The sequence below is a fragment of the Streptomyces sp. NPDC102437 genome (assembly GCF_044765565.1).
Lineage (GTDB): Bacteria > Actinomycetota > Actinomycetes > Streptomycetales > Streptomycetaceae > Streptomyces.
Genome location: NZ_JBIWKI010000091.1, coordinates 1 through 10,731 on the forward strand (window position 1 = coordinate 1; position 10,731 = coordinate 10,731).

General features: G+C 68.0%; 10 protein-coding genes and 1 pseudogene. 7 read left to right on the forward strand and 4 right to left on the reverse strand.

Annotated elements, in window-relative coordinates:
* Nucleotides 1-445 precede the first annotated feature (445 nt).
* Entirely contained in the window at nt 446-808 is a 363-nt protein-coding gene (locus tag ACIRJP_RS40960) for a hypothetical protein (RefSeq protein ID WP_404186097.1), read from the reverse strand.
* A 296-nt stretch (nt 809-1,104) separates the two neighbouring features.
* Between ACIRJP_RS40960 and ACIRJP_RS40965 the strand changes: the two genes are divergently transcribed.
* Nucleotides 1,105-1,764, forward strand: coding sequence for a hypothetical protein (locus tag ACIRJP_RS40965; RefSeq protein WP_404186099.1), 660 nt, complete (start codon nt 1,105-1,107; stop codon nt 1,762-1,764).
* Nucleotides 1,765-2,003: 239 nt separating this feature from the next.
* Here ACIRJP_RS40965 and ACIRJP_RS40970 read toward each other — a convergent pair.
* Nucleotides 2,004-2,141, reverse strand: a pseudogene (locus tag ACIRJP_RS40970) (group II intron reverse transcriptase/maturase); the annotation flags it as partial.
* 50 nt (nt 2,142-2,191) lie between these two features.
* On the opposite strand from ACIRJP_RS40970, the gene ACIRJP_RS40975 reads away from it, so the two are divergent.
* The gene (locus tag ACIRJP_RS40975) at nt 2,192-2,431 is read left to right on the forward strand and encodes a hypothetical protein (protein WP_404186101.1); all 240 of its coding nucleotides are present in this window, start codon (nt 2,192-2,194) and stop codon (nt 2,429-2,431) included.
* Between the two features lie 566 nt (nt 2,432-2,997).
* Here the strand turns inward: ACIRJP_RS40975 and ACIRJP_RS40980 are convergent.
* Entirely contained in the window at nt 2,998-3,678 is a 681-nt protein-coding gene (locus tag ACIRJP_RS40980; RefSeq protein WP_404186103.1) for a GntR family transcriptional regulator, read from the reverse strand.
* Between the two features lie 109 nt (nt 3,679-3,787).
* Here ACIRJP_RS40980 and ACIRJP_RS40985 point away from each other — a divergent pair, with 109 nt between their 5' ends.
* The 5 genes from ACIRJP_RS40985 to ACIRJP_RS41005 all read left to right on the forward strand — a co-directional run bounded on the left by ACIRJP_RS40985 (nt 3,788) and on the right by ACIRJP_RS41005 (nt 8,808).
* Nucleotides 3,788-4,552, forward strand: a complete 765-nt coding sequence (locus tag ACIRJP_RS40985; RefSeq protein ID WP_404186105.1) for a sulfite exporter TauE/SafE family protein — start codon at nt 3,788-3,790, stop codon at nt 4,550-4,552.
* Nucleotides 4,542-5,897, forward strand: coding sequence for an amidohydrolase family protein (locus tag ACIRJP_RS40990; RefSeq protein WP_404186107.1), 1,356 nt, complete (start codon nt 4,542-4,544; stop codon nt 5,895-5,897). The genes ACIRJP_RS40985 and ACIRJP_RS40990 overlap by 11 nt, the downstream gene beginning before the upstream one ends.
* Nucleotides 5,898-5,967: 70 nt before the next feature.
* Nucleotides 5,968-7,212, forward strand: a complete 1,245-nt coding sequence (locus ACIRJP_RS40995; RefSeq protein WP_404186109.1) for an MFS transporter — start codon at nt 5,968-5,970, stop codon at nt 7,210-7,212.
* Nucleotides 7,209-7,919, forward strand: a complete 711-nt coding sequence (locus tag ACIRJP_RS41000; RefSeq protein WP_404186111.1) for a fumarylacetoacetate hydrolase family protein — start codon at nt 7,209-7,211, stop codon at nt 7,917-7,919. Before ACIRJP_RS40995 ends, ACIRJP_RS41000 begins: the two co-directional genes overlap by 4 nt.
* The gene (locus tag ACIRJP_RS41005) at nt 7,909-8,808 is read left to right on the forward strand and encodes a polysaccharide deacetylase family protein (protein WP_404186113.1); all 900 of its coding nucleotides are present in this window, start codon (nt 7,909-7,911) and stop codon (nt 8,806-8,808) included. The genes ACIRJP_RS41000 and ACIRJP_RS41005 overlap by 11 nt, the downstream gene beginning before the upstream one ends.
* 666 nt (nt 8,809-9,474) lie before the next feature.
* Here ACIRJP_RS41005 and ACIRJP_RS41010 read toward each other — a convergent pair.
* Nucleotides 9,475-10,428 carry a GlxA family transcriptional regulator gene (locus tag ACIRJP_RS41010; protein ID WP_404186115.1) on the reverse strand — a complete coding sequence of 318 codons (954 nt, stop codon included), beginning with the start codon at nt 10,426-10,428 and terminating at the stop codon, nt 9,475-9,477.
* Nucleotides 10,429-10,731: the final 303 nt, after the last annotated feature.

Consider the following 10,731-nt stretch of genomic DNA (forward strand, 5'->3'; position numbering starts at 1 on the left):
AAGCGTTGGAGAGCTGAGGGCAAGTCATACTCCAGCCTGACACCGAGGCTTGCCCATCGAGCAGTTATTGAAATACAGCTCCTGGGCAAGGTCGGGAACTGCCAGATAGGTGTCAGTGTCCATGCGGCCTCCGACGGGCCTTGACCCCTGATCCTGAACACGGGCTATGCGGCTTCGGCCAGCGTAGTTGATGTTGTTCGGAGTGCTACCCACGTCCACTGCCAGTGGTAGCCCACCTCCAGCACACGGGGTGACCTGTGAAACTCCCGCTCCCGTGTGGTGCAGGAATCAGGGGTCCCAACGGCATTCCCGGCCCGGCACCCTGCGGTGCCGGGCCGCTCCCTTTCACTCAGCCCTGGACGGACGGCTCCTTTACGGACATGGCTATCGGACCGATGGGGTCCGGTCCGTGTTTTAAGGGGCCTACTCGCCACGGTCCTGACCGTTAACGGTCGAGTCGTCGCGGGGCTCCGGGCGGCCGTACGAACACCAGCTCGGCCAGGGCCCGGTCATAGCGGTCGGGATCCACATGCCCCTTCCCGGGGCGCGTGCTCTGCAAGACCCGGCCCGCCCGGCGTTGCTCGCGTACCGCCCGGTGCATGGTCGCCAGCGAAGGCAGCGGTCCGGGCAGGACTGAGTCGTCACCTGCTTGGGACAACTGCCGGTGCAACTCGGAGACGTTCCCGTCCAGCTCTTCGAGTCGGGCCCACAGCGTGTCGTCCAGCAGGAACCCTCCACGCCGGTAGGCCGGCTCGGTCTGGTCCTTACGGGCCCTCGCGAGCCAACGCCAGGCCGTGCGTAGGGACACTCCGGCCGTCTCGGCCGCGATCCTGACATGGACCGATTCCAGCGTGCCGGTCTCGTCCCCAAGTGTCAGGCCGCTTTCGGACCGGACCCGCCCCGGACCTGCCCGGCGCGCCCCGCGCCCAGACCTGCGGATGCCTGGATCGCGCACACAGCGAGGAGCGTCGCCAGGGGCACGCCCCACCCGCCGCTCGCCTCGTGCAGCAGCCCCGCGCAACGGGCCGATCGTGGCGATCAGGAAGGCGTGCATGAGCACGGCCAATGTGTTGTTCGAACACCAGCCTTGGATACGGTGACGCCGTGATCGAATCAACTGCCGTCAGCGACTCCCTCGCCAAGCTCCAGGAGTGGTGCGCCCGCCAGAAGGGCATACGGCTGGTGCTGGGGCCGCCCCTCGGTGACAGCCGGATCGATGCGCTGCCGTACGAGATCGACGAGCGGTATCCGTGGGAGCTCCCGCTACCGTACCGGCCGGACGATTTTGCCGTCCCCGCGGGCTACCGGGCATTTCTTCGGATCTGCTCCTACGCTCGTATCGAGGAGCAGGAGGAGGACGGAAGCTGGTCCGTCTATGAGCCCGTCAACATCTTCTCGCCTGACGAGCTATGCAAGGGACACTCCTTCACCGACGCCGGCACCACCCTCAGGGACCGTGAGATCCAGACGTCGTTCCTGATTGCCTTCGCCACCGCCGGGTACGACCTCGAGGCGTCACGGTGGTCCTTCTGCACCGACGGCGACGTCGCCCGTCAGGAAGGCGAACTCCCCATCCTCCTCGAGTACAACGACTACGAATGCGACCTCGCCAAGTACGTCGACACCGGCGAGTGGGTCAACTCTACGACCAACACCCCGGCGGCCCTGTCCTTCACCCAATGGCTGGACGCACTTGTCACGGAAGTCACCAGCCGGCCCTTCGACCCCGAGCGCAAGGACGCCATCCCCAACACCTTCTTCTGACCGTTCTGGCCACGGCCGGGCCGTCCACTGTGGCTACGCGGCCTGCCGCGTCGGCCTGCCGGTCGTCCGGCAACCGTCCCGACGACCGACGTTGACCGTTTCCGATCCGCCGGTCCAAGATCTGCGGCTGCAGTACCCGTTCCAATCAGGAGCTTCACGTCTACCTGACGCCGGGTCACTATCCCGCCGAAGAGCCGGCCATCACGCACCGCACCGGTCACGTTGCTGAGAAGACCTCATTGCAGCCGGTGGAGCCGGAAGACATCTCCGGCGAGCAGGTAGTACTGGACAACGCCCCGGTAAACGGTCCCGAAGGTCATCACGATCGCGTGATTGCTGCTGTTGATCAGGGCCGTCTTCTTCGCGGGTTCTCCGCGGGCCCTTCACCCCGCTCAAGGAGGTCATCGTCGGGTCCGCCGCCAACCACGTGGGACACGACCGCGACGTCAGCTTCGAGCTGTTCCACCACGAGAACCTGCCCGGCTTCCGCTCGGACTGGGCCTATCCGCGCCTGACGAAGGCGGCGGCCGGCCACCGGGAAAGCTGGACCATCAAGGCCCGGTACGCCGAGGAACTGCACGAGGACGTGGAGGCCCTGGCCGCCACGCTCGCGGGACTCGGTGTCAGGCCACAGTGGTGCGAAGAGTCCAGATTGACCGTCACGTAGGCAATGAAGCTCAGTGCTCCCTGTGGCGCGGGCGATTCTCTGAAGGGCAGCGGCTGCCATCGGACAGAGGTGGCAGCCACTCGGTCTGGCGAAACCGGATCGAGGCAGTGACCGCCGCCACGGAGACCGGTCAGGCGCGGCCGGGCTTTCGGGGGCTGGCCGCGGACTCTGGCCCCAGTGCATGGACCGGGTCAGAGTCCGCGGAGCGACGCCTCACAGGGTGCAGCACGGCTCCCGAAAGTGGTTTGGCGTGGGCCGAGACCGGCGGCTGACGTTGTCTGAGTGCCCTGTTCCCGTCGCCCGACTCATGGGGGCTGTTACGTGCTTCTCAATCGATTCCTGGCACCGTGCTTCCGAGCGCAGAGGATAGGGGCGGCACCCCAAGTGCCCGCCCTTCGCGCGTTCCCTTGCCGGCGCCCGTCTACCAGCGCACGCCGAGGCTGTCGAGGTCCGCACGACGCTGTTCGATGAGCTTGCGCGCCCGTTTGCGTACGTTGTCGAGCCAGGTGCCGGGCTTGACCAGCCCAAGGCTGTCGGCCCCGTTCAGCGCCCGGGCTGACGACCGGTCACCCTCGGTCGAGGGCTTCGCTGTAGACGCGCATCGCCGACAGGATGTGCTCCTCGGCCGCCCGGCGGGCGGCGTCCTCGTCTCCGGCGATCATGGCGCGGCATATTTCCTGGTGCTGGGTGAGCGCGGTCAGCGCCCACTCTGTGTCGGAGAGGTTAGACACCGTGGAGATCGCGATTCGGTCCCACACCCGGTGCAGCGCGTCTGTCAGGAACGCGTTGCCGGGAGCTTGGCCGAATGCCCGATGGAAGGCCAGGTTGGCCCGCGCCGACTGCTTCGCGTCGCCCTCGGCGACCGCTCGCTCCACCTCTTCCGCGGCCTTCTCGATGTCCCGGAGGTGCGCGGGCGCGATCTGCCCGGCCGCTTGCAGGCGGGCCGTCTGGGCCGCGGCCAGGCCCTCCAGCGCGGCGCGCAGATTGTAGAGCTGCTCGACCTCGTCGCTGCTGAGCGTTGCCACCGCGACCCCGCGCGCCATCGGTACGACGAGGCCGTCCGCCTGCAGGCGGCCCAGGGCCTCGCGCACCGGCGTGCGGCTCACTCCGAGCTCCTGCGCCAAGGCGGCCTCGGTGAGTCGCTCGGCCGGCGCGAGCTCCCCCTCCGCGAAGCGCCGGCGCAAGGTCAGATACACGATGTCGGCGCTGCTCGTCGCCGCGTTGGAAAGCGATCCGATGTGGTCCACGCCCAAGAGCATACAGGGTATGCATTGCATGCAAAAGGCTCCGCGTCAACCGTTGACATGCATTGCATGCAATGCATACCGTCCTTCTTGTGAAGGGAGGTGTTGCTACGTGACGACCGATCTGTGGGAGCCCGGGCTCTTGGCTGTGGTCGGCCTTCTGGCCGGAGCGGTGAACGCGGTGGCAGGCGGGGGCTCGATGATCTCCTTCCCCGTACTGGTGGCCATGGGCGTCCCGCCGGTCACGGCGAACGTCACCAACTCCGTCGCGGCCCTGCCGGGCTATCTCGGCGGCTCGCTCGGCTACCGGGCCGAGCTGAAGGGCCAAGGTCGGCAGGTCCGTACATTCGCCCTGGTCAGCATCCCCGGCGCGATCGGCGGGGCGCTCACCCTGCTCGCGGTGAGCGACGAGGTGTTCCGCGCCGCCGTGCCGTGGCTGGTTCTCGCGTCCGCCGTGATGCTCGCCGCGCAACCCCGGGTCGCCGCTCTGGCGGCACGGCATGGTGCCCGGTCGAGCCGGATCGGACTGCTGTCCGCGCAGTTCGTGGTGGCCTTCTACGGCGGATTCTTCGTTGCCGGGCTCGGCATCGTCATGCTGGCGATGCTCGGCGTCTTCTTGGCCGACACAACACATCGGCTCAACGCCCTCAAGAGCGTGCTCTCGCTCGTCGTCGGGTCGGTGTCCGCTCTCGCATTTGTCGCTCTCACCTCGGTGGCCTGGGGCCCTGCCCTGCTCCTGGCCGTCACCGGACTCGTCGGCGGCCGACTGGGCGTGTCGGCCGCGCGGCGGATATCACCATCGGCACTGCGCCGGGGTGTCGCCGTGTGGGGTGCGGGCGTAGCCATAGCACTGGAAGTGAGCTTGTATGTTTCCTGAACCTGAATCCGACCTGCCCGAACGCGAGAACCTGGTCCTCAGCGGTGTCACCGCGGTCACGATGGACCCGCGCCTGGGCGACCTTGAGCACGCGACGGTGACCGTGGCCGACGGCGTGATCACCTCGGTCACCACCGATGCGGACGCGGCCATCCCACCGGGCGCCACGGTGATCGACGGAAGCGGACTCATTGCGCTGCCCGGCTTCGTCGACACGCACTGGCACCTGTGGAACAGTCTGCTGCGCGGTTCCGTGAGCGACGCGCCCGGCCGCGACTACTTCGCCGTCAAGCGCGCGCTCGGCCCGCACCACGACCTCGAGGACTTCTACTGGGCCGCCCGGTTCGCCCTTGCCGAGGCGGTCACCGCGGGCATCACCACCGTGCACAACTGGGACCACAACGTCCGCTCGCCCGAGGACGCCGACGTCAACGTCAAAGCCCAGCTCGACGCCGGTGTCCGCGGCCGGTTCTCGTACGGACCGCGCGACTCCACCCCGGCGGATGAGCCGATGGACCTCGACGACCTCCGGCGCTTCTCCGCGCGCTGGCCCGCCGAGCGGCTCGACGGCCTGCTGGACTTCGGTGTGGCGCTGCGCGGCCCCTACCGCACCCCCAACGGGGTCTGCCGCAGCGAATGGGGAGCCGCCCGTGAGCTGGGCCTCCCGATCACCATGCACTGCGACCGCTGCCTGCGCGAGGAGGGCTGTCGTTCCTGCGGCCTCACCCGGCTCGCCGACGAGGACCTGCTCGGACCCGACGTGCAGATCGTGCACGCCGTACACGCCTCCCCGGACGACATCGCCGCACTGGCCGCCACCGGCACGCGCATCTCGCTCAGCCCGATCACCGAGCTGCGCACCATGGGATTCCCCCTGTTCAGCGAGCTGTTCAAGGCCGGGGTCCCGGTGTCGTTGTCGACGGACACCCTGGCCATGCCGACCGCACCCGACGTGTTCACGACGCTGCGCACCGTGGAGGCCGTCGAAGCCGCCCGCACCGGATCACCCGATGTCACCCCGCGCCGGCTGCTGCAGATGGCGACGCTCGACGGCGCGCACGACCTCGGCCTCGGCGACGTGACCGGGTCAATCACTCCCGGCAAACGGGCCGACCTGCTGTTGATCGATGCCCGCACCCCCAACCTCCTGCCGTCGGGCGACCCCGCCGAGGCACTGGTCAGGCAGGGCCGGGCCACCGACATCGTCACGGTCGTCGTCGACGGCCGGGTGCTGCTCGACCGCGGCCGGCTCACCCAGCCCTCCGCGCAGACCGCGATCTCCAGTGCGGATGACCGCCGTGACGTGCTCGTCGCGCGGGCCCGTGCCGCCGGTGACTGGAGATGAGGCCGCCCCGTGGCAGCGTCTCCCGCGCGGCCACAGCTCTTGCGTCGATCACGATCCGGGCGGTGTGCGGATGACCAACAGCACGGCATCAATCCGACCCGCGGCCCGCGCCATCGTGGGTTTCCCCGCCGTCGCCATGTACGCCCTGCTCCTGCTGGCGTACTCGGTGAACGCGATGGACCGGATGGTCTTCCCCGTCCTGCTCCCCGAGGTCCGGCATGAGTACGGATTCAGCCTCGACCAGTCGGGCCTGCAGTCCACGATCTTCGCCCTGGGAATGGGGATCGTCGGCATACCTGCCGGAATCGCGCTCGCCCGCTTCGGCCGCAAGACGCTCGTCGTCATCGGCACCAGCATCTTCTCCATCGCGACAGTGCTGACGGTCTTCAGCGCCGGCTTCGCCGACATGCTGCTGTGGCGCATATCCTCTGGTGTCGGTGAGGCACTGCAGCTGGCCGCGATCCTGACCGTCGCCGCCGGAGCCTTCCCACGCCACCGAGGACTGGCGATCGGGGCGGTGAACATGGCGTTCGCCACCGGATCGGTCATCGGTCCCTGGGCGGCGACCGCCCTCCTGGAACACTACGGCACCTGGCACGCGCCGATGTTCGCCTTCGGCGGGCTGGGCCTGCTGGTGACCCTCGCGGTCGCCCTCTTCGTGCCGCGCCGGTTCACCGAGGCCACCGGTACGCAGACGCGGGAGCCCACCATCGGCGGGTCCCCGTCCGTCCTGAGCTGGAACCCGATCCTGCTCGCCGTCATCACCGTGCTGTTCGGGCTCGCCGACTTCGCCTACATCGGCCTCTACGCCACCTACCTGCGCGACGAACTCGGCTTCACCTCGGGCCAGGCAGGTCTCGCCATCGGGCTGTCCGGACTGGCCGCGTTCGCCTCGCCCCTCGGCGGCTGGCTCACCGACCGGATCGACCCGCGCGTGTGCATCGGCTCGATGAACGCGATGGCGGCCGCGTCGGCGGCCGCCCTGTTCCTGGGCCCGCACGATGTGGCCTGGCACGCCGCGTTCTCGTTCCTGTTCGGCCTGTTCGCCAGTGGTGGGACATACGTAGCTCTCGCCGGCCTGCTGGTGAAGTCCGTCCGACCCGCCATCGCGGGACACGGCTCGGGCATGTTCATCACCTGCGTCTACATCGCCGCCGGCGTATCCGGCTGGGTCTTCAGCCAGTTTGTGTCCGCCTTCGGATGGACCGGCGCCGGACTCCTGCAGATCGCCGGCTTCTTCCTGGCCGGTGCGCTGCTCGCCCTCCTGCTGCGCCCGGCCCTGTTCAGCACCACAACCCGATCGGAGCTCTCATGACTCTGTTGTTCACCGCGCCGACTGTGTCGGTGCCCGTCACCGGAATCGCCGAGCGCTTTCCCGTACGCCGCGTCTACTGCGTCGGCCGCAACTACGTGGACCACGTCCGGGAGATGCGTGAGGGTGACGAGCGGGACGATCCGTTCTTCTTCCAGAAGCCGACCGACGCGGTTGTGCCCGGCGATAACCAGGTGCCCTACCCGCCTCGCACCTCCGACTTCCAGTTCGAGGGCGAACTCGTCGTCGCGATCGGCGCCGACGGCGTGGACGTACCGGTGGCACAGGCGCTGGACCTGGTGTACGGCTACGCCGCCGGCATCGACCTGACCCGCCGCGACCGCCAGCGTGACTGCCGGGACCGGCAGATCTCCTGGGAGGCCGGGAAGTCCTTCGACGCCTCCGCGCCGTGCGGCCCGATCACCCCCCGCGCGTCTGTGGGCGATCTTGCCGCAGCCGAACTGCGGCTCGATGTCAACGGCGAGACCCGCCAGCGCACCGAGCTCGCGCTAATGATCTGGAACGTTGCCGAGATCATCTCCCACCTCTCCACCGACTACCGGCTCCGCCCCGGTGACCTCATCTACACCGGCACGCCCGCCGGCGTCTGCGCGATTGCCCCAGGGGACGTCGTCCACGTCGAGATCAGCGGCCTCGCACCCCTGTCCATTGCCATCACCGAGAACGGGAGCCACCGCCATGCCGAGTAACGCCCGGATACGGCCCAGTGAACGGATCGACTACAACCCCATCGAGGGACGCCGGACCCTGCAGCTTCCGGGCGGGGCGCGGGTCGCCGTCTGGCTCATCGTCAACATTGAGGAGTGGTCGGACTCCGAGCCGATGCCGCGCACCGTGCTCACCCCGCCGGCCGGCGGGGTGCCCTCGCCGGACGTACCGAACTGGGCCTGGCACGAGTACGGCAACCGCGTCGGATTCTGGCGGATGCTGCGGGTGATCGACCGGCACGAGATCCCCGCGGTCCTCGCCGTCAACGGCTCCGCGATCTCCGCCTACCCGCAGATCACCGAGGCCGCTCTCCAGCGCCGGTGGGAGTTCATGGGCCACGGCTTCACACAGAAGAACATGCAGAAGGTGCCCGACGAGCGGCTCGACATCCAGCGCACCCGCGACGCGATCACCGCTGCCGTGGGCAAGCCGCCCCGCGGCTGGCTCGGCCCAGGTCTCACCGAGACCTGGGAGACCCCCGACCTGCTGGTCGAGGAGGGCTACGCGTACGTCTGCGACTGGGTGCTGGACGACCAGCCGACCCAACTGCGCACCCGCACCACTCCCATCGTCAATGTGCCCTATACGCAGGAGTGCAACGACGTGGCGATGATGCTCATTCAGCACCACTCCGCCGAGGAGTACCGGCGCCGTGCCGTGGACCAGTTCGACCAGCTCCTGGCCGACGCCCGCGCAGACGACTCCGCGCGCGTCATGGCACTGGTCGTCCACCCCTACATCATGGCCGCGCCACACCGGCTGAAGTACCTGGACCAGGCCCTGGAATACATCCGCAGCCACGCCGAGGCGACCTTCCTCACCGGCGAGCAGATCCACGACTGGTACCAGGGCCAGACCGCTTCGGAATGACGGTCCCGACCGTCAGGGAAGCCGACCAGAGCCCCATGGCCTCCGTCGACTCCTCAGCCGGCTGACCGCGTTGCCGGCCAACGGATCACCACTACGCTTCTGCGGGACGCCAACCCTGGTTCCCTAGGAGAGACCTCGACGCCATCCGCGTGCGGTCCGGTGAATGCGATCCGCAGCATCGAAAGGGCCGCTGATCCGGGAGAGATCTCCCGGATCAGCGGCCTGCGGCACGCGAACCCGGCGTGGACGCACCACACCCGCCGCCGCTGGGATGCCGACATGCGAATGCGCCGCTGGGCAGCGGTCTGGCGCATCAGAACCACACGGGCAAGGCCATGCCGGCGAGAGCAACAGGAAAGGCAGAGAAACGGAACTCCGAGTTCCGTCAGGTCGGCCATACTTCCGACCAGGGCGCGTTCCACGTCCCCATCCGCAGCTGACCGCTGGAGGTGAGCCGGTGACGGCCACTCCCCCTTCCACCGAGGGGTACACGGGGAACGGGCATGGCGTACCTGGAACACCGTCACTTCGATCGTGAGACACCTCGGGGCAGAGACTTCAGGCACATAAGGCACGTCCGACTTTCCTGAAACGTGCCTGAATGGTATCCACGGGTTTGGTTTGTTCAGGCACTTCGCCACGTCAGCTACCGATGGCTTTCGGGGCCTACTCCTCGAGCTGGCCGACGGCGGAGTGGCGTTCTGGCCCTCCCGCAGGGGGCATCGGGCTGCGCCCGTTGGGTGCGATCTGGGGAGTGTTGTGGGCTGTGCGGTGCTGGCTGGGTGTTGTTCCGTAGTGGTCCACGAACACCTGCCTCATCGTCTCGGCGGAGCTGAACCCGCAACGCCTTGCGATCGAGGCCAGCGGCAGTGCTGTGGAGACGAGGAGTTGTGAGGCCGCCTCGGCTCGGGCGGTTCGTACGAACTGGGCTGGTGTCTGTCCGAGCTCGTCGAGGAACAGCCGGGACAGATGACGTCCGCTGACTCCCGCGTATGCGGCGAGCGCGGTGACGGAAAGATCGCTGTCGAGGTGTTCGGTGATGTGTTCGACGGTCTGCTGCACGGTCCGGTGCTGCGGGGCCGGCGCCTCGACGAACATACTGATCTGGGCCTGGTTGCCCGGTCGTTGGAGGTAGGTCACCATCATCCGGGCCAGCGTCCGGGCGAGGGCCGGGCCGTGATCCTCCTCGACGAACGCGAGGGTGAGGTCGAGTGCTCCGGTGACCCCGGCCGACGTGCAGACGTGCTCGTCGCGGAGGTACAGCGGCGCGGCGTCGACGCGGACCGCCGGGTGGCGCTGCGCGAGGTCGTGCGCGAACGCCCAGTGGGTCGTGGCGCGCCGTCCGTCGAGCAGCCCGGTCGCCGCCAGCACACTCGCGCCCGTGCACACCGACGCGACCCGACGGCCGACACCGGCCAGGCGGCGCACGTGCTCGACCAGCCTGGTGTTCTGCGCCGCCGCGGCGTGGCCCGGCCCACCGACGACCAGCAGCGTTCCGACCGGGCCAAGGGTACGCTCCAGCGCCGCCTGCGCACCCAGGACCAGTCCTGAGTGGGCGTTTGATGTTGATTCGCGGTGGGTATTTCGAGCTGCTTTGCCGCATTCATCGCCAACGTGCACAGCCTGAAATGCCTGGAAACTTCACACTGATGGGGATCTTCTGTCCCATTAATAAGCCAGACGGAATCCAGCACCGAGAAGCGGATGAAACGGGTGTACAAGTCGACATCCGAAAGGTCGCGAAGACGCATGCAAGGTGTGAATCGGCCCGCAGATTGTTGACCGCAGGAGCGACTTAGCACCGCAATCTATCCCTGAACGCCCTCTGAGTGGGCGTTTGATGTTGATTCGCGGTGGGTATTTCGAGCTGCTTTGCCGCATTCATCGCCAACGTGCACAGCCTGAAATGCCTGGAAACTTCAC

Excerpts from the sequence above, each read along its gene's own strand:
- ACIRJP_RS41000 (WP_404186111.1), top strand. The coding sequence starts at position 7,209 with ATGACTCTGTTGTTCACCGCGCCGACTGTGTCGGTGCCCGTCACCGGA.
- ACIRJP_RS41005 (WP_404186113.1), top strand. The coding sequence starts at position 7,909 with ATGCCGAGTAACGCCCGGATACGGCCCAGTGAACGGATCGACTACAAC.
- ACIRJP_RS40995 (WP_404186109.1), top strand. The coding sequence starts at position 5,968 with ATGACCAACAGCACGGCATCAATCCGACCCGCGGCCCGCGCCATCGTG.
- ACIRJP_RS40990 (WP_404186107.1), top strand. The coding sequence starts at position 4,542 with ATGTTTCCTGAACCTGAATCCGACCTGCCCGAACGCGAGAACCTGGTC.